21 protein-coding genes, 1 tRNA gene and 2 pseudogenes are annotated in these 25,922 nt (G+C 70.6%); 17 read left to right on the top strand and 7 right to left on the bottom strand.

Going from position 1 to position 25,922, the window contains the following annotated elements:
- The first annotated feature begins 137 nt into the window (after positions 1–137).
- From HMPREF0321_RS02895 to HMPREF0321_RS17320, 8 genes and pseudogenes are all read left to right on the top strand, one after another.
- Positions 138–998, top strand: coding sequence for a hypothetical protein (locus tag HMPREF0321_RS02895; RefSeq protein ID WP_006944034.1), 861 nt, complete (start codon positions 138–140; stop codon positions 996–998).
- Between the two features lie 402 nt (positions 999–1,400).
- Positions 1,401–2,375, top strand: coding sequence for a hypothetical protein (locus tag HMPREF0321_RS14655; RefSeq protein ID WP_006943999.1), 975 nt, complete (start codon positions 1,401–1,403; stop codon positions 2,373–2,375).
- Positions 2,366–3,484 carry a TadA family conjugal transfer-associated ATPase gene (locus HMPREF0321_RS02885; RefSeq protein ID WP_231729428.1) on the top strand — a complete coding sequence of 373 codons (1,119 nt, stop codon included), beginning with the start codon at positions 2,366–2,368 and terminating at the stop codon, positions 3,482–3,484. Before HMPREF0321_RS14655 ends, HMPREF0321_RS02885 begins: the two co-directional genes overlap by 10 nt.
- On the top strand, positions 3,481–4,179 hold the full coding sequence (locus HMPREF0321_RS16340) for a type II secretion system F family protein (protein ID WP_006944015.1): 699 nt from the start codon (positions 3,481–3,483) through the stop codon (positions 4,177–4,179). Before HMPREF0321_RS02885 ends, HMPREF0321_RS16340 begins: the two co-directional genes overlap by 4 nt.
- Positions 4,176–4,796: a type II secretion system F family protein gene (locus HMPREF0321_RS14650; RefSeq protein ID WP_006943927.1), complete on the top strand. Its 621-nt coding sequence runs from the start codon at positions 4,176–4,178 to the stop codon at positions 4,794–4,796. The genes HMPREF0321_RS16340 and HMPREF0321_RS14650 overlap by 4 nt, the downstream gene beginning before the upstream one ends.
- A gap of 78 nt (positions 4,797–4,874) precedes the next feature.
- Positions 4,875–5,087: a DUF4244 domain-containing protein gene (locus HMPREF0321_RS02870; protein WP_006943941.1), complete on the top strand. Its 213-nt coding sequence runs from the start codon at positions 4,875–4,877 to the stop codon at positions 5,085–5,087.
- A gap of 209 nt (positions 5,088–5,296) precedes the next feature.
- Positions 5,297–5,617 carry a TadE family type IV pilus minor pilin gene (locus HMPREF0321_RS16335; RefSeq protein WP_038569562.1) on the top strand — a complete coding sequence of 107 codons (321 nt, stop codon included), beginning with the start codon at positions 5,297–5,299 and terminating at the stop codon, positions 5,615–5,617.
- Positions 5,614–6,117: pseudogene (locus HMPREF0321_RS17320) on the top strand (Rv3654c family TadE-like protein); the annotation flags it as partial. The gene HMPREF0321_RS16335 and the pseudogene HMPREF0321_RS17320, both read left to right, overlap by 4 nt.
- A gap of 93 nt (positions 6,118–6,210) precedes the next feature.
- Here HMPREF0321_RS17320 and HMPREF0321_RS02855 read toward each other — a convergent pair.
- Positions 6,211–8,751 carry a DEAD/DEAH box helicase gene (locus HMPREF0321_RS02855; RefSeq protein WP_006943958.1) on the bottom strand — a complete coding sequence of 847 codons (2,541 nt, stop codon included), beginning with the start codon at positions 8,749–8,751 and terminating at the stop codon, positions 6,211–6,213.
- Between the two features lie 152 nt (positions 8,752–8,903).
- On the opposite strand from HMPREF0321_RS02855, the gene HMPREF0321_RS02850 reads away from it, so the two are divergent.
- Both HMPREF0321_RS02850 and HMPREF0321_RS02845 read left to right on the top strand, forming a co-directional pair.
- The gene (locus HMPREF0321_RS02850) at positions 8,904–9,254 is read left to right on the top strand and encodes an STAS domain-containing protein (protein ID WP_038569554.1); all 351 of its coding nucleotides are present in this window, start codon (positions 8,904–8,906) and stop codon (positions 9,252–9,254) included.
- Positions 9,255–9,323: 69 nt separating this feature from the next.
- The gene (locus HMPREF0321_RS02845) at positions 9,324–10,877 is read left to right on the top strand and encodes a class I SAM-dependent methyltransferase (protein ID WP_006943956.1); all 1,554 of its coding nucleotides are present in this window, start codon (positions 9,324–9,326) and stop codon (positions 10,875–10,877) included.
- 29 nt (positions 10,878–10,906) lie between these two features.
- On the opposite strand, the gene HMPREF0321_RS02840 is transcribed toward HMPREF0321_RS02845, so the two are convergent.
- A complete protein-coding gene (locus HMPREF0321_RS02840) occupies positions 10,907–11,719 on the bottom strand; it encodes a dioxygenase (protein ID WP_006943991.1) in 813 nt (270 codons plus the stop codon).
- Between the two features lie 316 nt (positions 11,720–12,035).
- Here HMPREF0321_RS02840 and topA point away from each other — a divergent pair, with 316 nt between their 5' ends.
- Positions 12,036–14,858, top strand: a complete 2,823-nt coding sequence (topA, locus tag HMPREF0321_RS02835; RefSeq protein ID WP_006943967.1) for a type I DNA topoisomerase — start codon at positions 12,036–12,038, stop codon at positions 14,856–14,858.
- Positions 14,859–14,919: 61 nt separating this feature from the next.
- Here topA and HMPREF0321_RS02830 read toward each other — a convergent pair whose 3' ends face one another.
- Positions 14,920–15,480 (bottom strand): dienelactone hydrolase family protein, encoded by a 561-nt coding sequence (locus HMPREF0321_RS02830; RefSeq protein WP_006944040.1) that lies wholly within the window; start codon positions 15,478–15,480, stop codon positions 14,920–14,922.
- A 95-nt stretch (positions 15,481–15,575) separates the two neighbouring features.
- Between HMPREF0321_RS02830 and HMPREF0321_RS02825 the strand changes: the two genes are divergently transcribed.
- The 6 genes from HMPREF0321_RS02825 (at position 15,576) to HMPREF0321_RS02800 (ending at position 21,087) form a co-directional block, all read left to right on the top strand.
- The gene (locus tag HMPREF0321_RS02825; RefSeq protein ID WP_006943944.1) at positions 15,576–16,223 is read left to right on the top strand and encodes a hypothetical protein; all 648 of its coding nucleotides are present in this window, start codon (positions 15,576–15,578) and stop codon (positions 16,221–16,223) included.
- Positions 16,224–16,256: 33 nt separating this feature from the next.
- Positions 16,257–17,024: a MerR family transcriptional regulator gene (locus HMPREF0321_RS02820; protein ID WP_006944024.1), complete on the top strand. Its 768-nt coding sequence runs from the start codon at positions 16,257–16,259 to the stop codon at positions 17,022–17,024.
- A 235-nt stretch (positions 17,025–17,259) separates the two neighbouring features.
- Positions 17,260–18,066 (top strand): dTMP kinase, encoded by an 807-nt coding sequence (tmk, locus tag HMPREF0321_RS02815; RefSeq protein ID WP_006943970.1) that lies wholly within the window; start codon positions 17,260–17,262, stop codon positions 18,064–18,066.
- Complete coding sequence (locus HMPREF0321_RS02810) at positions 18,063–19,244, top strand: DNA polymerase III subunit delta' (protein ID WP_006944048.1); 1,182 nt, start codon at positions 18,063–18,065, stop codon at positions 19,242–19,244. The genes tmk and HMPREF0321_RS02810 overlap by 4 nt, the downstream gene beginning before the upstream one ends.
- A 23-nt stretch (positions 19,245–19,267) precedes the next feature.
- Positions 19,268–20,833, top strand: coding sequence for an alpha/beta hydrolase (locus HMPREF0321_RS02805; protein ID WP_006943937.1), 1,566 nt, complete (start codon positions 19,268–19,270; stop codon positions 20,831–20,833).
- A 180-nt stretch (positions 20,834–21,013) separates the two neighbouring features.
- Positions 21,014–21,087 (top strand) — tRNA-Thr (locus tag HMPREF0321_RS02800).
- 116 nt (positions 21,088–21,203) lie between these two features.
- On the opposite strand, the pseudogene HMPREF0321_RS02795 reads toward HMPREF0321_RS02800, so the two are convergent.
- The 4 genes and pseudogenes from HMPREF0321_RS02795 to HMPREF0321_RS02780 form a co-directional block, all read right to left on the bottom strand.
- Positions 21,204–22,925 (bottom strand): annotated as a pseudogene (locus tag HMPREF0321_RS02795) (AMP-binding protein).
- 60 nt (positions 22,926–22,985) lie between these two features.
- Positions 22,986–23,594, bottom strand: a complete 609-nt coding sequence (locus tag HMPREF0321_RS02790; protein WP_006944021.1) for a response regulator transcription factor — start codon at positions 23,592–23,594, stop codon at positions 22,986–22,988.
- A gap of 55 nt (positions 23,595–23,649) precedes the next feature.
- Entirely contained in the window at positions 23,650–24,858 is a 1,209-nt protein-coding gene (locus tag HMPREF0321_RS14645) for a sensor histidine kinase (protein WP_006943976.1), read from the bottom strand.
- Positions 24,855–25,814, bottom strand: coding sequence for an ABC transporter permease (locus tag HMPREF0321_RS02780; RefSeq protein ID WP_006943949.1), 960 nt, complete (start codon positions 25,812–25,814; stop codon positions 24,855–24,857). The genes HMPREF0321_RS14645 and HMPREF0321_RS02780 overlap by 4 nt, the downstream gene beginning before the upstream one ends.
- Positions 25,815–25,922 lie beyond the last annotated feature (108 nt).

Raw genomic sequence — 25,922 nt, 5'->3', positions numbered from 1 at the left:
GAGGCCCCGGATCGTCGGCGCGATGAGGTGTGGATCACAGGCGTCAACCCTTTTCTATCGCATCGCCCGGGTGGCGCGTCGAGGGCGGTTCGCATACTGACGGGTAGCAAACGTGGGGCGCTGAGTACGCTTGCGCCATGACTGCGACCGTCGACGCCGTGCGTGCCCTTGCCGACCTGCCCGAGGTGGGCGAGAGTGTCGATCGTGCCCGTGAAGCCTGCACCGAACTGCGCTGGCACAACGCGTTGCGACGGCGCATCCCGCAGGCCGCCGCCGAGTCGCGTGTGCGCGGGGCGCGGGCCAGCGCCGCGCTGGACGGCGCCGAGGTCTCCGTCGACGTCGTGCGTGAGTTGGTCGTCGGGCTGACGTCGTGGCCCGAGGAGCCCGACCCGCTCGAGCGGGCGCTGCGCGGCGCGGTGCAAGCCACCGCCGAGACGGAGCATGCCCGAGACCTCGTGCTGACGTCCCCCGCTCAGGCCCTCGCACGCCTCCACGTCGCCGTAGCGGGGTCTTCGGCGGGTGTCGATCTGCCGCCCGACGCCGTAGGACGCCCCCGTCGCGATGACGAGGTGTGCGCCGAACTCGTCGAGGTCGGAGCGCCCGTGCCGGCACTGGAACTTCCCGCGCGGCTCGGAGGGCTCTACGAACTCGTCGCGTGCCATGACAAGGCACCGGTGGCGGTGGTCGCCGCCCTCGCTCATGCCGAGATCGCGACGATGCGCCCCTTCGTGCGCGGGAACGCGATCGTGGCGCGAGGTTTCGAGCGGGCCCTCGTGCAGGCCGCCGGGCTCGACCCGACGGGAGTCTGCGTGCCCGAGGTCGGCCACCTGCGCGAGGCGAGCGCGGGATACGTCGGGGCGCTCGCGGCGTATGCGACCGGCTCCGCGGACGGGGTTCGCCTGTGGCTGACGTTCTGCGTCGGCTCGTACGAGCGGGGCGCGCGTGAAGGCATGCGCATCGCGGACGCGGTCCTCGCCGGGCGGCTCGGCGGATTGTAAGCAATTGCCACCCACTTCAGGGTGGAGTCTTGGCGTAATGTGGGTGAAGTCTCAGTAAATCAACAGGTTCCGGCTTGGATTAGCGTGCCCACCGTGACATATTGAAGCAGTGCGCTCCCCTCGGGTCGAGCGCTGGCGTGCATGCCGCACCCCCAAGGGTATGCACGCATAGACAGCCCCCGTCGTCCCCCCGACGGGGGCTGTCGCTGTTCCTGGCCGGTGGGTGCGGCGGGGGCTGGAATTCGGCGGGCCCCGACGGAGGCGCTGAGGCCGCGACGGGCGGGTGCGTCATCCACAGGGTGTGACGGCTACGGCCGGTTTTTGCCCTCGCCTGCAGGCTGATCCACAGGTTCGGCTCTCGCGACCTTGGCCCGGGCTGGTGCCGGCCGTGACGGTGGAGCCATGAACGCATGGGACGACGCGGGGGCGAGATTCGAACTCCCCGGGCGGCATCGAAGCCGCAGTGAAGAGCAGTCCGCCGAGTCGGCGCGAGGCGACGGAGCGCGTGATGCCTGGCCGGATGGCGAGGTGTTCGCCGACGACGTCGATGATCTGGCCGGTTCGGGCGGTGGCATCGTCGGCGTCGGGGATGGGGCCCTCGAGGCCCCGCTCGTGCGTGGACGTCGCATCGCGGTGATGTGCCCCGATTCGAGCATCGACGGTGCGTGCTTCGGGGCTGCGCTCGCGGGGTATCTGGCGAAGGTCGCGGCGGCCAGCGGCTCGTCGAGACCGCCGGTGGCCCTCGTCGACGGTCAACCCGGAACGGGTGGGCTCGACGTGCTGCTCGACCTCGAGACGACGCCCGGTGCGCGCTGGCCGGCCCTGCGTGGCGCGGGATCCCACATCGACGGTGAGCGGCTGCTCGCCGCCCTGCCGCAGCGCGACGGGGTGGCGGTGCTCAGCCACACCGCCTCTCCCGCCGTCGTCGACGAGGAGTCGAGGCGCGCGACGCACGAGGCGCTCGCCCACGTCGCGGGGGACGTCGTGCACTGCCTGGCCGCGCATCCGCTGCCACGCCCGGGGGAGTTCGACGTCATCGTGCTGCTCGTGCGCGGCACGCTCGCGTCGACGGCTGCAGCGCAGCACACGGTGCGAGCGCTCACGGAGCTCGCGCTGGACGAGCCGGGCGGCTCGAGCATCGCGCCGGTCGCGCTCGTCGCGCTCGAGACGCCGGTGCGTACGCGCTCCGTGCTCGCCGAATCGCTCGGTGCCCCGCTTGTCGCGGCCGGCCCGACGCGGTGGCGCATGAGCGCCCACTGCCCGGCCGACCTGCTCGCGGGCCGATGGCCGGGGCAGCGTGAGACGACGATGACCCGCCTCGTGCGCGACGTGTCGATGTTCGTCGCGCGCCTCGAACGGGAGCCGTCATGGGCGTAGCCGAAGGCATGTGGAAGGAGATCCACGCCGGGCGTGCACCGAGCGCGCGCTCGCTCGAATCGCTCGTGAAGCTCGACGCGCCGGTGTTCGGGCAGGAGCAGCGCGTCGCACTCGAGGCGCGCCTCGACGCCGATGTCCTCGGCGCCGGGCCGCTGCGTGAAGCGCTCGAACTCCCCGGGGTGAGCGACGTGCTCGTCAACGGCACCCGGGGTGTCTGGGTCGATCGCGGATGCGGCGTCGAACGGATCGCGCTCGACCTGGGCGGCGAGGAAGACGTGCGGCGACTCGCCGTGCGCCTCGCTGCCGCAGCGGGCCGGCGCCTCGACGACGCGAGCCCCTACGTCGACGCCGTCCTGCCCGGCGGGGTGCGACTGCATGCGGTGCTGCCGCCGCTCGTCGACCACGGCGCACACCTGAGCCTGCGTGTGCCGGGCGGCTTGCGAATCGGTCTCGGCGACCTCGTCGCCCGCGGCGCGATGGACGACGAGGTGGCCGCGCTGCTGCTCGCCCTCGTGCGGGCCAAGGTGTCCTTCGTCATCAGCGGTGGCACCGGAACGGGCAAGACCACGCTGCTCGCGGCGCTGCTGCGTCACGTGCCCCACGACGAACGCCTTCTCGTCGTCGAGGACGTACGGGAGCTCGCCGTCGAACACCCGCACGTGGTGCGACTCGAGGCGCGCTCCCCGAACGTCGAGGGGGTCGGCGAAGTGCCGCTGGCCGCGCTCGTGCGGCAATCCCTGCGCATGCGGCCCGATCGGATCGTCGTCGGCGAGGTGCGTGGCGCCGAGGTGCGTGAGCTCATGACGGCGCTCAACACGGGCCACGAGGGTGGGTGCGGCACCGTTCATGCCAACGCGGCGGCCGACGTGCCCGCGCGTTTCGAAGCGCTCGGCGCGCTGGCCGGCATGAGCCCCGAAGCAGTGCGCACACAGCTGCGGCCGGCGATCAGCGTCGTCATCCACGTCGAACGCGTCGACGGGATGCGCCGCGTCGCGAGCGTCGGGGTGATGGGGGGCGACCATCACGGCTTGCGGGTCGAGGCAGCCTGGCAGCGCGGTGTGCGCGCGGGTGCCTGGCCCGCTCTGTGCGACCTGGCAGGTGTGCGATGAACGTCATGACCTTGGCGCTCGCCGCTGCCGTCGCCGTCATCGCTTGGCCGGCTCGGGTGCAGGCTCTTCCGCGGGAGGACCGGCGGCCGGTGCGAGGGGTGCGGCGCCTGAGCAGCAGCGATCCCGAGGCCGAATGCCTGCAGCTCGTGGATGCTCTCGTCACGGTGCTGCGCGCCGGGTCGGCCGTCACGCCGGCCCTCATCATGGCGCTCGATGGTGTGGGGGCCACCTCGGCGGGTGGGAGCGCGACGAGTGCCGGGTGGCAGCGGCTGCGCCTCGAAGCGGTGCGCGACGGTGATGTCGTGCAGGTCTGGCGCGACCTCGGACGCTTGTGGCGCAGCGCCGCGTTCGAGGAGGTCGCCGCGGCCTGGCAGCTGTCGGCGCGGCACGGATGCCCACTCGCCGACGCGATGGAGGGTGCCGCCCGCAGTGTGCGAGCACGGCGCTCGCATCGTGCGTGCGTGGACGGTGCGACGGCGGGTGCGAAGGCAAGCACGTCGGTGCTGCTGGGCCTGCCGGTGCTCGGGGTGGGCCTCGGGATGCTGCTGGGCGTCGACATGCTCGGTTGCTACAGCGGCTTCTCCGGGCTGGTGACGCTGTGGCCCGGGATTGCGCTCATGTTCGTCGGGGCGCGGTGGTCGCGTCGCATGACGGCGTCCGCGCTCAAGGCACCGACCGAGGCGGCGACGTCATGACGGTGTGGGTGCTGGTGGCGGCGAGCGCCGCTGCGATGGCGTTGTGGCCGAGTTCGACGCGGGCCGAGCGGCCCGTCCTCGTCACGAGCGACGAGAGCGACACGGCGGATCATCCGTTGGCGGTCGCCTCCTCCATCGATCTGCTCGCCCTCGCACTGGAAGGCGGGGCGCCCGCCGTCGTCGCGCTCGAGGCCGTGGGAGCGGCGCAGCGGGGAGGGCCGTCGACGGAGACGGCGTTTCGGGATGCCGGCGGGCTCGAGCTGCCGAACAGCGCAGGCTCGCCGGGGAACGCGGCCGGTGGCGTCAGTACGGTCAGCCGCGTCGCGGCGGCGCTGCGCTGGGGCGTGGACGAACGTAGCGCTTGGGCGCTCGCGCCGCCCGTCTGGCGTCCCGTCGCGACAGCCTTCGAACTGGCCGGACGTTGCGGCGCGGCGCCGAGCTCGCTGCTGCGGCAGGCGGCCGACGACCTGCGTCGCTCCGAGGCCGAACGTGTCACGCAAGCGGGCGCGAAGGCCGGCGTGCGCATCGTCCTGCCGCTCGGCTTGTGTTTTCTGCCCGCCTTCATCCTCATCGCCATCGTTCCGCTCGTGCTCGGGCTCGTGAAACTGCCCGCCTGAGCGCCCACACACTCCGTCGCCGCCGGCGCCGGGACGTCCACTCCGGACGACAACCGCACCACCTTCAAGGAGACAACCATGATCGCCACCACCCGCCGTACCCGTGACGAGCTGCTGCGCCGCTGGCGCGCCGCGAGCGAAGCCGCCGAGCACGGCATGTCGACCGCCGAGTACGCCGTCGGCACCATCGCCGCCGTCGCGTTCGCCGCTGTGCTCATCGCCATCGTCAAGTCCGACACCGTCCGATCCGCGCTCGAGGGCATCTTCTCCTCGGCACTGTCGACGCGCTGACGGCGAGGGCGACGATGACCACGCGGGCGACGGCGCTGGGGGTGGCGAGGGCGACCTCGTCGCGGGCGACGCTCACGGCGACGAGTGCTCCATCGACTCGAACGGCTCGGCCTGCGGCCGGTCGGGCGTCGACGAAGCCTGCGTCCGCGACCATGGGATGCAATCTGCCCACATGGTTGCGCCGTCGTTGGTTGGTCGACGAATCAGGCATGGCTACAGCGGAATTCGCCGTTGCGCTGCCCGCCGTTGTTGTCGTCGTCTCGCTCGTCGTCGCCCTCACGCAGTTGTTGTTGACCCATCATCGGACGTGGAACGCCGCCTCCGTCGCCGCCCGTTCGGCCGCCAGGGGTGACGGCGACGACGCCGTACGTCGCGCCGTCGCCGCGACGGGCGTGCCGGCGACGTTGAGCGTCGCTCGCGACGGCGGGTGGGTGACGGTCTCGCTCGTCGCCCGCCCGCCGTCGCCCCTCGGCTGGGTGCTGCCCGATGTCACGGCCCGTGCGGTGGCCGCTCAGGAAGAGGGCCCATGATCTGGCGATCCCGACAGCCGCGTCTACCCCAGCACGGGTCGACGCGTTCGTCGCAGCCGTCCCATCTGTGGCGCCGGCTGCCGCGCGCGTGTCCACGGACGTGGTCGCGGTCGTCCGCGCAAACACAAACACCGACACCGGCAAGGTCACGGACACCTGATCCGCGCGCACCTCGGACTCCGAGCGAGCGTGGTGGTGCGAGCGTCGTCATGGTGGGCGTCGTCGGGATGCTCGTCGCGCTGTTCGCGGGTGTCGCGACGTATGCGCGCATCGCCGTCGACGCCGAGCGCGTGAGGCTCGCGGCGGATCACGCGGCGCTGGCGGGTGCGTCCGTCGTGCTCGGCGCAGCGCGCCTGCCGGCAGGGGACGCCTGCGCGGCCGCCGGGCACAGTGCTCGCCTCAACGATGCGACGCTCACGACCTGCACCGAGTTGTCGACGGGGGTGCAGGTGACGGCGCGTCGTGCCTCGGCCCTCGGGCACGAGGTGACAGCGACCGCCCGAGCCGGCGCGCCCGAAGACCACTCGGCCAGACAGACGTCGGCACCCCCGTCGCCGGTGTCAGGGCCGCACTCGACGGGTCGACAACCGGCCTCAGCCGCCCGCGAGGCGACGCGAGTCGTCGTCAGGCGCGTCGGCGAGGACGCACTCGAGCAGCGTGAGGGCGCCGGCCTTGTCGAGCGGGGAGTTGCCGTTGCCGCACTTGGGCGACTGGATGCAGGCCGGACAGCCGTGTTCGCAGCCACAGGAGACGATGGCGTCCTGCGTGGCGCGCAGCCACGTCGCCGCCCGTTCGTAGGCGCGCTCGGCAAAACCCGAGCCGCCGGGCAGGGCGTCGTAGACGACGACGGTGGGCATGTCCGTGTCGGGGTGCAGCGCGGTCGAGACGCCACCGACGTCCCACCGGTCACCCTGCGCGACGAGCGAGATCAGCCCGATCGAGCAGTGCTCGGCCGCGTGCAGAGCCCCGGGCGCGCTCTCTGGTGTCACGCCGGCGTCGAGCAGGTGCTCCTCGGGAACCGTCCACCACACACCCTTCGTCATGAGAGTGCGCTCGGGCAGATCGAGCGGGTGCTCACCGATGACCTCGCCCGAGGGCAGCCGTCGCAGAAAGCTCGTCACCTGCGTGCGCACCCGAATGGTGCCGTAGTGGACGCCGACGGCACCCCATGTCTGCGACCGATCCTCCTCGAGGATGTCGAACGAGCTGACGGAGCGAGCCGCCGTCGACCACCCCGGGTTGCCGCGCACGACGTGCGCACTGCCGTCGTCGAGGTCGAGGGACGTCACGACGAACGTGCGCCCTTGATGGACGTACACCGCGCCCGGGAAGACGCTCGAGTGGGCGCGCTCCCCGTCGACCGTGCCGAGCACGGCCCCGGTGCGCGACTCGACGATGCGCACGTCACTGCCGCCGTCGCCCCGCAACGAGACGTGGTCGCCGGGCCGGTCGTCGCGCGCCCAGTACCAGCCGCTCGGACGCCGACGCAGGACGCGCTGGGCGACGAGCGCCTCGACGAGCGGCCACATGTCCGCGCCGAAGAGAGCCTCGTCGGCGGCCGTCAGGGGCAGTTCGGCAGCGGCGCTCGCGAGCTGCGGCCCGAGCACGTACGGGTTGCTCGGATCGACGACGGTCGCCTCGACCGGGCGGTCGAAGAACACATCGGGATGATGGACGAGATAGGTGTCGAGCGGATCGTCGGCGGCGACGAAGACGGCGAGCGCGTCACGCCCCGAGCGCCCCGCCCGCCCGCTCTGCTGATGCAGCGACGCGACCGTCCCCGGCCACCCGGCGAGCAGGACGGCGTCGAGGCCGCTGACGTCGATGCCGAGCTCGAGCGCGCTCGTGGCGGCCACCCCGGCGAGGGTGCCGTCGCGCAGCCCGCATTCGACGGTGCGGCGTTCCTCGGGCAGGTAACCCCCGCGATAGGCAGCGACGAGGTCGGGGTCGAACCCGTGGTTCCACAGGCGGTTTCGCGCCATGTCGGCCATCACCTCGACACCCACACGCGAGCGCGCGAACGCGAGCGTCTGCACGCCGCGCCCGACCAGTTCGCCGAACAAGTCGGCCGTTTCGGCGACGGCACTACGACGCCCGAGGTCTTCGACTGTGAGGCCATCGTCCGCGCCGCCTTCCTGGGCGGCGCCACGATCCTGGGCAGAGCCAGGAGCAGCCTGGGCCGCGTCGCCATCCCGCGCGGCGTCGCCATCCTCGTCGCTCATCGCATCTGTGGCTGCCGCCACGGCCTCACCCATGGCCTCTGCCGCGCCCGGGGGCGGGCCGGGCTCCCACAGCGCGAACGTCAGGGCTGGGCTCGGCGAGCCGTCGTCGGTGACGGCGTCGACGTCGAGGCCTGTCAGAGCGCGGGCGTGTGCGGCGGGTTCACCGGAGGTCGCGGAGGCGAGCACGAACGTCGGGTGACTGCCGTAGCGCGCGGCGACACGGCGCAGACGTCGGATGACGCCGGCCGTGTGGGCGCCGAACACGCCGCGATAGACATGGCACTCGTCGATGACGACGAGGCGCAGCGAGCGCCAGAAGATCGACCAGCGTTCGTGAGCGGGCAGCATCGAGTGGTGGAGCAGATCCGGGTTGGTCAGGATGATGCCGGCGTGGTCGCGGATCCAGCGTCGCTCGTCCGGGGGAGTGTCACCGTCGAGCGTCGCGATGCGTGCGCCCGGGATGGCGAGAGCGTCGAGGCGCGCGCGTTGGTCGGCGGCGAGCGCCTTCGTGGGCGAGAGGTAGAGCGTCGTGGCTCCGCGGATCGCCGCGAGCGCGCTGACGGGCGGGTCGCCGGGGCGGCGCGCGAAGTCGGCGCCGTCGACGGCAGCCGTCAGCATCGGCACCTGGTAGGCGAGCGACTTGCCCGAGGCGGTTCCGGTCGCGACGACGACGTGGCGGCGCTCGAACACAGCGTCGAGTGCGGTTCGTTGATGCGACCACAGATGGTGGATTCCCTTGCCCTCGAACGCAGCTCGAACCGCAGGCGCCACCGCGTCGGGCCACTCGGCGAGCGAGGCCTCACGGGCGGGGCGCGTGCGCACGTGGGTGACACCACCGGTGCCGGCGTCACGCAGCGCGTCGAGCCATTGCTCGGGGCCCGCACCGTCAGTGCGCGTGACCGCAGAACTCATGCGCACCCTCCACCCTGGATCTCACCTCGAAGGAGATGAATGTGAAATCAACTTGCATTGACTTTTCGGCTTCCTGTGACAAAACTGAATTCCCAGAGAGCAGGCCTCGCCTGCGCCAGGATGAACCGTCGAGCAGCAGGAGCCCGGGCCGCGTGGAACTCAGAGTGAACCTTCGCCGGGACGACGGCATAGCCGTCATCGCCTTCGCCGGGGAGGTGGATGTGTACACCGCCCCCGTTCTGCGGGACGCCATCTCGAAGGTACTCGCCGCCGGTGACAAGGCGATGGTCGTCGACATGAGCGAGGTCAGCTTCCTCGACTCGACCGGCCTCGGTGTGCTCGTGGGGCGCCTCAAGGCCGTGCGGATGCTCGAGGGGGTCATGCGGGTCGTCATCACCAATCCCCGGGTGCTCCGCAACTTCCAGATCACCGGCCTCGAGAAGATCTTCACCATCGATTCCACCGCCGCTGACGCCGTCGCGGCGGTCAAGGCGGGCGCCTGACGCTCCGCCGGCGCGCGCCGGTCCTCATGGGGTCGGCGGCGTGCACCAGGTCAACGTCATACTGGGGTCATGTCTTCCCCGGCCCCTCACGTCGACGATTCCACGCGCGATCAGCTCGTCGCTCTGCGCGCTGACCTCGCTGCGGCGCCCTACACCGTCGAGGCGGTCGCCGACGTCCTCGGCCCGAGTGCGTCGGCCGCGCTGCACCGCGAACAGCCGACGGCTGCTCGCCGCATCCTGGCCGACGACGACAGTCCTGTCGCGACGATGGTGGCACTGTTCACGCTCGGTGGGCGTATGAGTCCGGCGCGGATCGAGGCGGCCTTCCCCGCCGCGGGGGTCGACGGTCTCACGGCGCTCGGGCTGCTCGCCGACGACGACACCCTCGAGCAGATGCGCGGAGACGGGGACGACCGCATTCTCGTCGCTACATGCGACCTGCGCCCGTACGGCGACGAGACGTCGTCATGGTGGCTGGCATCGGATCTCTCGGAGATCGCGACGGGCCAGGTGCTCGAACCCGATCATGTGCTCGGCATCGGTGGGGCGTCGACGACCCTCGCAAGATGGACCCCGCGACGCACCGTCCGCACCGCCCTCGACCTCGGCACCGGCTGCGGTGTTCAGGCCGCGCACCTCGCGGGCCACGTCGAGCACATCGTCGCCTCGGACCTCGCGACACGCGCGCTCGCCTTCGTCTGCTTCAACGCCGCTCTCAACGATCTCGACGTCGAGGTGCTCGCCGGTTCGATGCTCGAACCGGTCGCCGGCCGCCGATTCGACCTCATCGTGAGCAACCCGCCGTTCGTCATCACGCCGCGTCGCCCCGGCATGCCCGAGTACGAGTACCGCGACGGCGGTGCGGTGGGTGACGCCGTCGTGCGCAACCTGGTTCGCGACGTCGGCGCCCACCTCGAACCCGGTGGTGTCGCACAGTTCCTCGGCAACTGGGAGATGCGCGACGGCGAGACGTTCGAAGACGTCTGGGAGCGATGGCTCGACGGCGTCGACCTCGATGCGCTCGTGGTGCAGCGCGAGGTGCAGGATCCGTGTGAATACGCCGAACTGTGGGCGCGTGACGGTGGCGCGCCCGTCGGGTCGCCCGAGTACGACGCCATGTACTCGGCCTGGCTCGACGACTTCGCGGCGCGCGGCGTCGAGCGCATCGGCTTCGGCATCATCACGCTCCAGAGGCCGGCCGAACCCCGTCCCCGGTTCACCGATCTGCTCGACGAGCGCGGCTCTGTCGCCGCCGCCATGGGCCCGACGATCGACGCAGGTCTCGCCGCGCGGGCGTGGATGGCGCGTGTCGGAGACGACGCGGTGCTCGACTCGTTCTGGCAGGCCGCGCCGGACGTCACGGAGGAGCGTCACACGAAGCCCGGAGCGAGCGACCCGAGCGTCATCATGATCCGTCAGGGCGGCGGGTTCGGCATGTCGATCCAGGCCGACACCGTGCTCGCCGCGTTCCTGTCGGTCTGCGACGGATCGATGACGGCGCGCACGGCGCTGGAGGCCATCGCAACGCTCGTCGACGTGCCCGCTGACGACGCCGTCCGCGGCACGCTGCCGCTGCTGAAGCGCCTCGTCGCCAACGGTTTCCTCACCCGCGTCGAGCGCTGAGCACCCCGCAGTTAGGTACGGCCGGGGCGTCAGGCCAGCTGCCAGCTGCGCTTGCTCAGGCCGTACCAGAAGCCGTCGACGGTGGTCTGCGCCGACGCCGACGCCGCGCCGTCCGGGTTGGCGGCGCCGAGCGCGACGTAGAGCGGTGCCCAGTGCTCGGTGCGCGGGTGCGCCTCATGGGCGGCGGGGGCCTTCGTCATGAAGTCGAACAGTGCGTCGAGGTCGCCGCTCGCCATCGTCTCGGCGGCCCAGTGGTCGAACTCCGATGACGGCGCGGGCGGGGCGTCGTCAGCGTCACCGCTCGGACGGAACCACCGCAGGTTGTGGGTCGTGAACCCGGAACCGATGATGAGCGTCCCCTCGTCGCGCAGCGGCGCGAGCTTGCGGCCCAGCTCGAACAGCTCGACGGGGTCGAGCGTCGGCATCGACATCTGCAGGACGGGCACGTCGGCGTCGGGGAACATCTCGACGAGGGGGACGTACGCGCCGTGGTCGAGACCGCGTGATGGGTCCTGGTGCACGGGCCGCTCGGGTGTGCCGACGAGGCGGGCCACCGATTCGGCGAGTTCGGGCGCGGCGGGCGCGTCGTACGTCACCTCGTAGTACTTCTGCGGGAATCCCCAGAAGTCGTAGGTGAGCCCGGCGCCGCTCGTCGACGACACCGTGACGGGCGCGTTCTCCCAGTGCGCCGAGACCATGAGGATCTGCTTCGGCTTGGGCAGTTCCTTGCCCCAGGCGGCCAGTTCGGCGGTCCAGGTCGCATCGTCCGCGAGGGGCGGCGCGCCGTGGCTGAGATAGGCGACGGGGAGTCGGCCGTCGGTGGCCTGTGTCGAGGTGCTCATACTGACGAAACTAGTTGACGTATCAACTTTATTCCAGTGGGTTCCTCGAGTAGCCGGAACACCGCTCTCGGCCGTCCTCGACATTCCGCTCCGCCCTCGGGCGTCGGTGCCGGGCGGCGCTGTGGGTGCGGGGCAGGGGCGGGCGTCACGCGGCAGGACCCGTCACGTCTGAGTCGCGGTGCCCCTCCCGCGTCGCGACGGAGGTGCTCCCGCTGCCCCACGACCGGCTGTCGGTCCCGTCGGGTACGGTCTAGACGACCGCACGCGAAGGCGACGACGAATCCGTGGCCCGTGCGCGAACCGAAGGAGCACCCCAGTGGCGTCAGGCAAGAAACTCGTCATCGTCGAATCGCCCTCGAAGGGCAACAAGATCGCGTCTTATCTGGGCAGCGACTACGTCGTCGATGCCAGCGTCGGGCACATCCGTGACCTGCCGACGCCGAGCGAGATGCCGGCCGACATGAAGAAGGGCCCGTACGGGAAGTTCGCCGTCGACGTCGACAACGGTTTTGCGCCGTACTACGTCGTCGACGCGAACAAGAAGAAGAAGGTCGCCGAGCTCAAGCGCGCTCTGAAGGACGCCGACGAGCTCTACCTCGCCACCGATGAGGACCGCGAGGGCGAGGCCATCGCGTGGCACCTGCTCGAGACGCTGAAGCCGAAGGTGCCGGTCAAGCGCATGGTCTTCCACGAGGTGACGAAGGAGGCCATCCAGCGCGCCGTCAACGACACGCGCGAGCTCGACATGCAGATGGTCAACGCGCAGGAGACGCGCCGCATCCTCGACCGTCTCTACGGCTACGAGGTGTCGCCGGTGCTGTGGCGCAAGGTGCGTGCGGGCCTGTCGGCAGGGCGTGTGCAGTCGGTCGCGACGCGCATGGTCGTCGAGCGTGAGCGGGAGCGCATGGCGTTCCGTGCCGCGTCGTACTGGGACGTCGAGGGCGAGTTCGAGGCGAAGTCGAGCCAGGCGTTCACCGCCAAGCTGACGGGCGTCGACGGCGAGCGGGTCGCCTCCGGCCGCGACTTCGGCGACGACGGGCGCCTCAAGAGCTCGGGCGTGCGCCACCTCGACGGTGCGGCGGCCGAGAAGATCGCTGAGGCGACGCGAGCCGGCCACGCCGAGGTCAGTGCCGTCAGCGAGAAGCCGTACTCGCGCAAGCCGAGCGCGCCGTTCATCACCTCGACGCTGCAGCAGGAGGCCAGCCGCAAGCTGCGTCTGGGCTCGAAGGACACGATGCGCGTCGCGCAGCGCCTGTACGAGAACGGCTACATCACGTACATGCGTACCGACTCGGTCGCCCTGTCCGAGCAGGCCATCAGCGCCGCGCGTCAGCAGGCGCGCGACCTGTACGGTGCCGAATACGTGCCGGACGCTCCCCGCCGTTACGCGGGCAAGTCGAAGAACGCGCAGGAGGCGCACGAGGCGATCCGCCCGGCCGGTGATCGCTTCCGCACGCCCGCCCAGGTCGCCGGTGAGCTGCGCGGCACCGAGTTCGCGCTGTACGAGCTGATCTGGAAGCGCACCGTCGCCTCGCAGATGGCGGACGCGAAGGGTTCGACGGCGTCGGTGAAGGTCGCCGTCGGGGTCGAGAGTTCGGGTATCGCCAAGCGCGCCGAGTACTCGGCGAGCGGCACCGTCATCACGTTCCGTGGTTTTCTCGCCGCCTACGAGGAGGGTCGCGACGCCGATCGTTACTCGAACGATGACGGCGAGCGTCGCCTGCCCAAGCTGTCCGAGGGTGTCGGCCTCGACGTGCTGCGCGCCGAGGCGTTGGGTCACGAGACGTCGCCGCCCGCGCGTTACACCGAGGCGACGCTGACGAAGGCACTCGAGGAGCGCGGCATCGGCCGCCCGTCGACGTACGCCGCGACGGTCGGCACGATCCAGGATCGCGGGTACGTGCGAACGCGCGGCAGCGCGCTCATCCCGACATGGCTCGCGTTCGCGGTGACGAACCTGCTCGAGACGCACTTCCCCAGCCTCGTCGACTACGACTTCACTGCCTCGATGGAGGAGGGGCTCGACCGCATCGCCGCCGGTGACGAGGAGCGCGCGGCCTGGCTCACGCGCTTCTACTTCGGCGACGAGGGTGAGTCGGCCGAGGGCCTCAAGCAACTCGTCGACGACCTCGGCGACATCGACGCACGCGGGATCTCCACCATTCCGATCGGCGAGGGTCTCGTCGTGCGCGTCGGGCGGTACGGGCCGTACGTCGAGGAGGAGGTGCCGAACGGCATCGACCCGGCGACGGGTGAGGTCAAGGAGGGCTTCGACCCCGAGAAGGTCGGCGAGAAGCCGCGGCGCGCGTCGATCACGGACGACATCGCGCCCGACGAGATGACGCCTGCGAAGATCCGCGAGCTGCTCGACGCCTCCGACGACGACGGCCGCGTCCTCGGCACCGACCCCGAGTCGGGCCACGAGATCGTCGCCAAGTCGGGACGCTACGGCCCGTACGTCACCGAGGTGCTGCCGGAGGTGACGCCTGCCGACGGTGAGAAGCCGAAGAAGAAGGCGGCGAAGCCGAAGCCGCGCACGGCGTCGCTGTTCAAGGACATGGATCTCGCGACGATCGAGCTCGACACCGCCCTCAAGCTGTTGTCGCTGCCGCGCGTCGTCGGCGTCGTCGAAGAGAAGGCGACGGCCGAAGACGGAACGGAGACGACGAAGCAGGTCGAGATCACCGCGCAGAACGGGCGCTACGGGCCGTACCTGAAGAAGGGCACCGACTCGCGCTCGCTCGAGAACGAGGCGCAGCTGTTCACGATCACGCTCGAGGAGGCCGAGGCGATCTACGCCCAGCCGAAGCAACGTGGCCGCGCCGCCGCGAAGCCGCCGCTCAAGGAGTTCGGCGCCGACCCGACGTCCGGCAAGCCCGTCGTCGTCAAGGACGGCCGCTTCGGCGAGTACGTCACCGACGGCGAGACCAACGCGACGCTGCGCAAGGACGACGACGTCGAGACACTGACGGCCGAGCGGGCCTACGAGCTGCTCGCCGAGAAACGCGCCAAGGGCCCCTCGACGCGCAAGAAGGCCGCCAAGAAGTCGACGAAGAAGGCTGCGACGAAGAAGACCGCCGCCAAGAAGACGACGACGAAGAAGACCGCTGCGAAGAAGACGACGGCCAAGAAGGCCTGACGACTCGCAGCAGCGTCATGACACCCCGGTTCGAGTGTTGCTCGAGCTGGGGCATCCGCTGTCAGCGGATGAACGCGTCGAACGCGGCGATGCTCGCGTCGCATGCGGCGGCGTCACCGTCAGGGGTGGCGAGGTCGGTGAAGAGGTGGCCTTCGCCGGGTGCGACGACGTCGTCGAACGGCGCGCCCGAGGCGGTGACGGCGTCGCGCAGCGCGGTGACGTCGGGTTCGCTGATGAACGGGTCGACAGCATGGCGATGCACCTGGACGGGGACGCCGTTCCATGTTCCGTCGCGCGGCGCCTCGACGTTGTGCAGGAGCACAGCGGCACGCGCGTCGGGCCGCTTCGCCGCGAACGCCTGAGCGAAGAACGCGCCGAGCGAGAAACCGGCGAGGACGGCGTCGGCGGGCGCGTCGTCGAGTGCCGTGCGCGCACGATCCATGAGGGCGCGAACGCCCCCGGCGTCGCGGTGGGCGAGCCCGTCGGCGGTCGAGTCGAACACGTGCCCGTCGTAGTAGTCGGGGGTGACGACGATGTGGCCGAGGCCGCGCAGGGCGTCAGCGAAGTCGAGGACGGCCGTGCGCAGGCCGAGCGCTGAGTGGAACAGGACGATGCGAGCCATGGACCCAGTGTCGTTCTTGAACGTGTTCAAAACATGCGAGGATGGGTGAGAGATGCGACGCCGATGGGCGCGGCAGGGCGACCGGGAGAGACATCGTGGCGAAGATGCTCGGCGCAGGAATGACGGGGGCGGGCGCGTCGAGCGCCGGCTCGCTTTCGGGGTCGCGAACGTCCGTGTGGCACACGGGCGGGCGGGCCGCCGTCATCGGTGTGGGGTCTGTGGCGGCGGGTTTCGTCGTCTCGTTGATCGCTGTCGCCGTCGCCTGGGTCCCCGGCCCTGCCGATGCCTACTCGCCCGCAAACTGGCTGAGTGACGCCGGGCTGGCGCTGGCGCTGCCGTGCGCCGTCATTGCGTGGGGCCTCGCGGCGTGGTCGTTGCACCTGACACGGGGGCTCACGATGGGGGCGCGGCAGTTCTCGCTCGTGCTGTGGGGCGCGGCGACGCCGTGCGTCTACGGCTTTCTCGCGATGCTCTCGTTCGGTGTGTTCGGTGGCGACTGGGTCGGTGGCGGGCTCTTCTGGTCGGCGACGACCCTGATCGGCTTCTGCATCTGGTTCGTCACGTTGACGCCGATGTTCATCATGCTCATCGCACGGCCTCTGCTCTCGCGCGACCCGGCGACGGTGCCCGTCTCGCCCGGGGCCGCTGCGGTGAACGGTCGTGACGAGCGCGACGAGGACATCGAAACCGGGATGATTGGCGCGCGCGCCTGCCTGCGAGAGGTCTTTCGGCGCGAACCTTGACCCTGACGTGACGTGAGGCGATGGAGTGAGGTCATGACCGACGAACTGACGGTGGGGCAGGTGGCGGCACGTTTCGGCGTCACCGTCCGCACGCTGCATCACTACGACGCGATCGGGCTCGTGCGTCCGAGCGAACGTGGCTGGAACGGATACCGGCTGTACACGCCGGCGGACGTGCAACGCCTCGCTCGGGTCGTGCTGCTACGGCGCCTCGAGATGCCGCTCGCGGACATCGCCGAGGCGCTCGACGAACCGGCCGTGCTGGCGGCACTCCTCGTCGAGCACAGGGAAGCGGTCATGGCCAGGCGCGACGAGCTCGATGCGCTGGTCGACGCGATCGACACCGCACTCACATCGGAGGCAACCATGAGCAAATATCAGATCAGCAGCGCCGAGATGAAGGAGATCTTCGGCACCGGATACGACGAGGCGTACGACGTCGAGGCGCAACAGCGTTGGGGTGGGACGGAGGAATTCGCAAAATCCCGGCGCCGCGCCAAGAGCTACGACAAGGCGACCTGGCATCGCATCAAGGCCGAGTCGGACGAGGTGTTGGCGGCATTCGCCACGGCGATGCGTGACGGCGCGGCACCCGGCAGCGCGCAGGCCGACGCCGCAGTTCAGGCGCACCGCGACCAGATCGAACGCTGGTTCAATCCGGTGCCTCTGCCGATGCTCCGGGGGATGGGCGCCATGTACAGCACCGACCCACGCTTCGCGCAGACCTACGACGACGTCGAGCCCGGCCTTGCCGCGTACGTCACGGAGGTGATCGCCGCCTACTGTGACAGCCGGGGCTGACGGTCGACGCGCGTCCCTCTCGCCGGGGCCGTGCTGGCGGCGGGCGTGGACCGCTGCCCGACTTTTGTGCATCTGCACGAGGAATGTGCCGCATATTCCTCGTGCAGATGCGCAAAAGTCGCGCAGCTGGCAGGCGGCGCTTGTCGCGACCCGTACGGTGGCCCAGCGACGCTCCCCCGCAGGCGATTTCCGCGAGTTTCCGGGGTTGTCGGACGCACTGGGTAGGGTGAGCGCCATGCCCGACGACCTGCGCCTCGACGTCGAAACGCTGCGCGCCTCGAGTGACGTCACCAGCGACGCCACGACCGACGCCGTCGCAGATGTCGACGCCAACACCAAGGGCGCACCAAGCGTCAGCACCGCAGCCGGCGACGAGGTCGCGGCCGACGCTGCCGCGCACGGGCTGTTCGTCACGTTCGAAGGTGGTGACGGCGCGGGCAAGACGACGCAGATCGAGCGTGCCGCTGCGTGGCTGCGTGAACTGGGCCGTGAGGTCGTCATCACGCGTGAACCGGGCGGTACCCCGCTGGGCGTGGAGATCAGGCGGCTCCTGCTCCATGGCGACGACGTCGCGTCGCGCGCCGAGGCCCTGCTCTACGCCGCCGACCGGGCGCACCACGTCGAGACGCTCGTGCGACCGGCCCTCGCGCGCGGTGCGGTAGTGCTGCAGGATCGCTACATCGACTCCTCGATCGCCTACCAGGGCGCCGGTCGTGCGCTGGCCGCCGACGACGTCGAGTCCATCTCACGCTGGGCGACGCGCGGGCTGACGCCGGACGTCACGGTGCTCATCGACGTCTCGCCCGAGGTCGCGCGCGAACGTCGCGGCGCGCGCGGTGCCGAAGACAGGCTCGAACGCGAGGCCGACGACTTCCACACCCGCGTGCGCGAGCACTTCCTCCGCCTCGCCGCGCGCGACGAGGCGCGCTACCTCGTCCTCGACGCCGGCCGCTCGCGCGACGACCTCACCGCCGCCGTCCGCACACGACTCGAGCAGCTCCTCGAGAGCGACAGGACGCGCGCATCAGGCGGTCCCTCATGAGTGACGTCGCGACGACCCGCCGGGTGCCGGGCGTCGGCGAGGGCGTATGGCGTGATCTCGTCGGTCAGCAGGAGGCGGTGCGCACGTTGAGCGAGGCCGTCGGCGACGCCCGTCGCATGACGCATGCGTGGCTCATCACCGGCCCGCCCGGCTCGGGCCGTTCCAACGCGGCTCGTTCGTTCGCTGCCGCGCTCGAGTGCCCGCAGGGCGGGTGCGGGAAGTGTCGCGAGTGCCGGACGACGATCGACGGCTCCCACGCCGACGTGCAGATCGTCTCGACGAGCGGCCTCACGATCCAGGTGCGCGAAGCGCGCGATCTGGCGTTGCAGGCGCAGTCGTCGCCGACGGTCGGGCGCTGGCGCGTCATCGTCATCGAGGACGCCGACCGTCTCACCGAACGCGCCGCCGACGCGCTGCTCAAGGCGCTCGAAGAACCCGTCCCGCGCACCGTGTGGCTGCTGTGCGCGCCGAGCGTCGAGGACGTCATCGTGACGATCCGCAGCCGTTCACGCCACGTCCGCCTGCGCATCCCGCCGCCCGACGACGTCGCCGAACTGCTCGTGCGCCGCGACGGCGTCGACCCCGCCATGGCGGCGTACGCGGCACGCGCGGCGCAGTCGCACATCGGCATCGCGCGGCGCCTGGCGCGTGACGAGGGGGCGCGCATCCGGCGGCGCGAGACGATCCTGCTCGCGCTGCGTATCCGCGGGCTCGGCGACGCGATGAAGGCGGCAGCCGATCTCGCCTCGATCGCCGAGGACGAGTCGGGTGCATCGTCGGGGGAGCGCAACGCCGCCGAGAAGGCCAAGCTGATGGAGCAGCTCGGCGCCGACCCGAGCGCGCGCACGCAGCCGCCGCACGTGCGCTCGGCGATCAACCAGCTCGAGAAGGAGCAGAAGACGCGGGCGACGCGTTTCGGTCGTGACGTCATCGACCGCGCCCTCGTCGATCTCGCCTCGATGTATCGCGACGCGCTCGTGGTGCGCTGGGGCGATCCGGTGCCGCTCGTGAACGCCGACATCGTCGACGACGTCGGCCGGCTCGCGCGCGCGTTCACCCCCGAAGGGCTGCTGCTCGCGCTCGACGCCATCAGCACCGCGCGTGAGCGCATCGCCGCCAACGTCCCCCCGCTGCTGGCCCTCGAAGCCATGTGCATCTCGCTCGAACTGCCCTCATGAGGCAGCCGGATAGGAGTCGCCCCGTGAAGAACATCGCGCGCTCGCGCCTGACGCAGGTGGCCGCGCTCGCGGCTGCGTCGATGCTCGCCGTCGGTGGGTGCAGCACGTCGTCTCCCACCTCGTCGGCGTCGTCGGACTCATCGGGCGGCGGCGCTGCGTCCGCCTCGTCGGCCGCGGGAACGGCCGCGACCGGTCCGCTCAGTGCGTTCTACACGCAGCAGCTCGACTGGAAGAGCTGCGACGATGGCGAGTGCGCGAAGCTGCGCGTGCCCATCGACTACGCGAAGCCGAGCGGCCCGAGCATCGAGGTCGCCGTCAACCGCATGAAGGCGACGGGGACGAAGAAAGGCTCACTCGTCGTCAACCCCGGCGGCCCCGGTGGCTCGGGCGTCGACTATGCCGCGGCGGCTGACCAGATCGTCAGCAAGTCGGTGCGCGACAGCTACGACATTGTCGGGTTCGACCCGCGCGGTGTGCAGCGTTCGGCCGCGATCACGTGCGTCGACGACGCGACGCTCGATCAGTTCATGGGTTCCGACCCCTCACCCGACGACAAGAGCGAGCAGAACGCGCTGCTGGCCGGCGACAAGAAGCTCGCCGACGCGTGCAAGAAGAACGCCGGCCCGCTGCTCGGCCACGTCAGCACCGAGGAGGTCGCGAAGGACATGGACGTCCTGCGTGCGGCTCTCGGCGAGCAGAAGTTGAACTTCCTCGGCAAGTCGTACGGCACGATGCTCGGCGCGACGTACGCCGACCTGTTCGCGAAGAACGTCGGGCGCATGGTGCTCGACGGCGTCCTGCCGCCCGATCTGACGATGCAGCAGATCAACGAGGGGCAGGCGACCGGCTTCGAGAAGGCGCTCGACGCCTACCTCGCCGATTGCGTCTCGGGCGGCAAGTGCCCGCTCGGGTCCGACGCCGCGTCCGCGAAGAAGAAGCTGCAGACCTGGCTCGCCGGCCTCGACGCCAAACCCATCAAGGCGAGCGGTGACAAGCGCCTCAGCACCCTGACGGAGGGCTGGGCGATCAACGGAATCGCCGCGTCGCTCTACAACCAGGCGAAGTGGGGTGAGCTGACGCAGGCGCTGCGCAGCGCACTCGGCGGCGACGGCACGCAGCTGCTCAACGCGGGCAAGAGCTACGCCGAGCGCAACGACGACGGCACGTACCAGAGCAACTTGATGCAGGTGCTCAACGCCGTGACGTGCCTGGATCGGCCCGCGCCGACCGGCGGCGTGGCCGAATACGAGAAGGACGCGGAGGCGTTCTCGAAGAAGGCGCCGACGTGGGGCCGGCAGATGGCGTGGGCCGGCGCGGTGTGCGCCGACTGGCCGGTCAAGACCACGGGCAGACCGCACGAGGTGAAGGCTGCCGGGTCGGCGCCGATCGTCGTCCTCGGCACGACCCGTGACCCCGCGACGCCGTACGAGTGGAGCGAACGCCTCGCCGGTGAACTGCAGAACAGCCGTTTCATCAGCTACGACGGTGACGGCCACACCGCCTACGGGCGCGGCTCCCAGTGCGTCGACGATGCCGTCGACCACTACCTCGTCGACGGCTCCGATCCTGCGAAGAAGACCACCTGCTGAATCGGGCTGACGGCGCGTCCTACGCCGGGCGCACCGAGCCGCCGTAGGCGCCCAACCATGGGGAGGCGCCGCGGCTGCTGGGGTTGGTGCCCCCTGGGGCAGCGAGCGGGCGGGATTGGCGCCCCCCGCGCCGCTCGTGTAAAGTTTTGCCTCGCTGCCGGAGATATCCGATCAGCGGTTGCCGCTTTAGCTCAGTCGGCCAGAGCGTCTCACTCGTAATGAGAAGGTCGTCGGTTCGATTCCGACAAGCGGCTCCGAAGAAAGGCCCTCGAAGATTCGGGGGCCTTTCGCGTGCCCGGGCCCGGCCGACGATACGGCCCGCCCACGACAAGCACCGGCACCGCGGCGAGCGCCGTGCCGGCGTCGCAGGTCAGTGCTCGAAGTCGTCGTCGCGGAACTCGCCGTCGGGGCGCACGTCGTCGCGGGCGAGGTCGTTCTCACGACCGCGGAGTTCGACGCGGCGGATCTTGCCCGAGATCGTCTTGGGCAGTTCGGCGAACTCGAGTCGGCGCACGCGCTGCCACGGCGCGAGGCGCTCGCGGGCGAAGGCGGAGATGCTCTCGGCGGTCACCGCGTCCGGAGAACTGCCTTCGACGAGAACGAGATACGCCTTCGGGGCGGCGAGTCGCACGGCGTCGGGGGCGGGCACGATCGCCGCTTCGGCGACGGCAGGGTGCTCGATGAGCACCGACTCCAGCTCGAACGGGCTGATCTTGTAGTCGCTCGCCTTGAACACGTCGTCGGTGCGCCCGATGTAGCTGATGTACCCCTCGTCGTCGATCGCGGCGACGTCGCCCGTGTGGTAGAAACCGCCCGCCATCGCGTCGGTGTTGCGGGCCTCGTCGCCGAGGTAACCCGACATGCGTGGCAGGGGGTGGGCGGCGAGGTCGAGGCAGATCTCGCCCTCACCGGCGCCGTCGAGGCGTTCGCCGCTCAGCGGGTCGACGATGACGACGGGCACGCCCGGCAGCGGGCGTCCCATCGACCCGGGCTTCACCGCCGAGCCGGGCGTGTTGCCGACGGCGGCCGTCATCTCCGTCTAACCGTAGCCGTCGCGGATCGTCAGGCCCCACGCCCGTTCGATCTGCGTGATGACCTCCGGATTGAGCGGTTCACCCGCGCCGATCAGTTCGCGCAGCGCGCCGCGCCCACCGGTCAGGTCGGCGTTGATGAGCATGCGCCACACCGTCGGCGGCGCACAGAACGTGGTCACCTCGCGGGCGCGCAGTTGCTGCAGCAGGGCGGCGGGGGAGAAGCGCGTGTAGTTGTAGACGAAGATCGTCGCCTCGGCGATCCACGGCGCGAAGAAGCACGACCATGCGTGCTTCGCCCATCCCGGGCTCGAGATGTTGAGGTGGACGTCACCGGGGCGCAGACCGAGCCAGTACATCGTCGACAGGTGACCGATCGGGTAGGAGGCCTGCGTGTGCTCGACGAGCTTGGGGCGACTCGTCGTGCCGGAGGTGAAGTAGTACAGCAGCGGATCGCCCGGCGCGGTGCCCGGGTGCTCGGTGGGCGGGACGTCGCCGACGCGGCGATACGCCCCGTGCAGGTCGGACCACCCGTCCGCCGCGCCGACGCTGAGCCGCGTGTACTCGCCCGGCACGCCCGAGAACTTGTCGACGTCGCCCGCGTTGGCGACGACGTGCCGCACCCCGCCGCGCGCGATGCGGTCGCGCAGATCGGCGGGCCCGACGGCCGTCGTCGTCGGCATGATGATCGCGCCGAGCTTCATGACGGCGAGCATGAGATCCCACAGTTCGATCTGGTTGCCGAGCATGAGGACGACAGGGTCACCGCGCTTCACGCCCTGCTCTGCGAGCCACGTGGCGACGGCGTCGGAGCGGCGCGCCATCTCGTCGTACGTCACCTCGAGCGACGAACTGTCCTCCTCGACGATGACGATGGCTGTGCGGTGGTTGCCGCGCGCGACGGCGTCAAACCAGTCGATCGCCCAGTTGAACCGTTCGCCGACGTCGGGCCAGGTGAACGTCGCCACGGCGTCGTCATGGCGTCCGCGCAGCTCGAGGAGTGTGTCGCGCGCGGCGCGGTAGGCCTCGGTGGGGGAGGGATCGGAGCCGGTGGTCGTCATGAGACGACATTGCCAAACACGACCAGGGTTACTGCGCGGTACGTGTGAAGTGGGTCACTTTCACAACCACCCGTTCTCCTGCGCGATGCGGACGGCGTCGGCGCGGGTGCGTCCGCCCGTCTTGCCGATCGCCGACGACAGGTGGTTGCGCACCGTGCCCTCCGACAGGAAGACGGCGCGGGCGATGTCGGCCACGGTGCCGCCGGCTGCGGCGGCGCGCAGGACGTCGAGTTCGCGTGCCGTCAGCGGTGATTCGCCGAACACGAGACTGTCGGCGGCGAGCTGCGGGTCGACGACACGCAGGCCCGCGTGGACGCGGCGCACGGCGTCGGCGAGTTGCGTCGCCGGGGTGTCCTTGACGACGAACCCCTGCACCCCCGCCTGCATCGCGCGCCGCAGGAAGCCGGGCCGACCGAACGTCGTGACGATGAGGATCTTCACCGCGGGCAGCGCCTGACGCAGCGCGGCGCTCGCCTCGAGGCCGTCCATGCCGGGCATCTCGACGTCCATGAGGACGACGTCCGGCGCGTGCTCGCGGCACGCGTCGAGCACCTCGTCACCCCGCCCGACCTCGGCGACGACCTCGAGGTCGCTCTCCAGATCGAGCAGTGCCGCGAGCGCGCCACGCACCATCGCCTGATCGTCGGCGATGAGAAGTCGGATCGTCATGGTCGGCCTTTCGTCGTCGTTCCCCGCAGGGCGAATCCACCTGCGTAGGCGCGCCTCACTCGACGCCCCGTCGCCCGGCAGCTGCGCCGTCGTCGGTGCCCGAGGCCGGCGCATCACGCGTCAACACGTCCAGCGTGAACCCGTCGTCGCTGCGCGTCTCGACGACGGCACCGACGGCCGCGGCGCGTTCGCGCAGACCGGTGAGCCCGTTACCGTCGCCGGCGTTCGCAGCAGCGCCACGACCGTCGTCGCGCACACTCAGACGCGTCGGGGAGAGAGCGATCGTCACGTGCGAGGCGCCCGCGTGGCGGATGACGTTCGTCGTCGCCTCGCGCACGGCCCAGGCGAACAGTTCACGCAGGTCGGGGGAGACGTCGTCGACGTGGCGGGGCAGGTCGACGGCGATACTGGCGTCGGCGAATGCCCTTCTCGCCCGGGCGAGTTCGCCCGACAGCGACATCTCGCGATACCCCGAGACGGTCGTGCGCACGTCGGCCAATGCCCCGCGCGCCAGCTGCTCGAGCTCGGCGATCTGCGTCTTCGCCTTCTCGGGATCGACGTCGACGAGCTTGCCCGCGAGCTCCGCCTTCATCGTGATGACGGTGAGCGAATGACCGAGGATGTCGTGCAGATCGCGCGCCATCCGGTTGCGCTCGTCCTGCACGCGCAGCAGCGCTGCATCCTCGCGGGCCGCTTCCGCGTCGCGTGTGCGTTCGGCCGAGAACGCGCCGAGCCCGGAGGCCAGCCCCGACGCCACGGCCGCGAACAGCAGGCCCGGCTGCAGCGACGAACCGGTGAGCGCGTGGCTGAGCGACGCCGTCGCCGTGACGACGCTGAGCGCGAGCGCCGCGCCGAGCAGCGGCGTCATCCCGAGCATGAAGATGACGAGCGAATACGGCAACAGTGCGAAGGCGTCCTGGCCGATGAGGGGCGCTGCGCTCAGCATGCAGGCGGCGACGACGAGCGCCGACGTCGCGACGACGGCCTGCGTCGAGCGGGTGCGCGGGGTGCCGCTCCAGAGCCGACGCATCGTCGCCGCGATGACGGGGACATAGACGGCCGCGCCCGCAAGCAGCAGCAGGGCGCCGGCGGTGCGGCGGCCGCCGTCGGCGATGTTCTCCGTGACGGGTTGCACGAGGAAGATCAGCCAGAACACGACCCAGAACCAGGCGAGCATGCCGCGGGTGCGCGCGCGCCGGGCGCCGACGTTGCGGGTGCGGGCCTGCTCTCGAGGCCAGGCCAGGGCGGGTCGTCGCGGGCTCACGTGGCCCAACCTATCCGGGTCGCACGGGCCTGGTGGCGGATCGTGCACGCCGCCGTGCTGGCCGGCAGAGTCTCGATCCGGCACCGGGCGTCGGGGTACGCGTTGCTCACACGCGCGCCGTGTCGCGACGGAAGCTCCAGGCGGCGCCACCGATGAACAGCAGGCCCCACGCGACGAGGTTGAGCGCCCACACGAAGGTGGAAGCTGCCGTGACCGCCCGACGTCGTGAGCGGCAGCGGCCACTGGGCGAGCTTGCCGATGCCGTACATCGGCGTGAACTGGGCGAAGTGATCGAACGTCGAGCCGTCCTTGATCGGGAAGAAGATGCCGCCGAGCATCGACATGATGGCCATGAGCCCACCGAGCATCTGCATGACGGAATCACTCGGCAGCAGGTATCCGAGCAGCAACCCGAGCGCCGCGAACACGAGCGAACCCGCGACGATGACGGCGCCCGCCTCGAGCCACGACAGCACGTCGGCGTGCGCCTTGCCCGAACCGAGGCCGGCCGCGAACGTCACGCTGACGGCGATGAGCGCCATGACGATCGCGGCGATCATCTTTATGACGATGTACGCGACCGGTTGCAGAGGCGTCAGGCGCAACTGCCGGGACCACCCCGCCGCGCGCTCGATCGAGACGCTCGCGCCGGCGCTGGTGGCCGCCATGATCGCGCCGTACAGCGCCATGTTCACCATGAGATAAGCGTTGACGTTCGCGACCACACCGTTGCCGATCACCTGATCGCCCTCGGAGATCGAACTCGCGACGAAGAAGAACATCGCGATGGGGAAGATGAGCGTGAAGATCAAGCTGCGCCTGTTGCGCAGCACCCGCCTCAGCTCCAGGCCCATGACGCGGGCGTTGAGGCCGCTGCCTCGCGGCGCTCGACGCTCCGACGGGTCGAGGGGCGCGCCGTCGAGACGCGGGGTGAAGGTGCTCGTCGTGGTGGACATGGCAGACCTGCTTTCGAGAGGGGCGCTCGTCCTCTGCGTGCAAATGCACCCGGGTGCATCTGCACGCAGAGAACAGGGTGCCGACGTGGTCGGGATGGGGAGCGAGAG

It is taken from the genome of Dermacoccus sp. Ellin185 (assembly GCF_000152185.1).
Lineage (GTDB): Bacteria > Actinomycetota > Actinomycetes > Actinomycetales > Dermatophilaceae > Dermacoccus > Dermacoccus nishinomiyaensis.
This window is presented reverse-complemented; position numbering and strand designations above follow the sequence as displayed.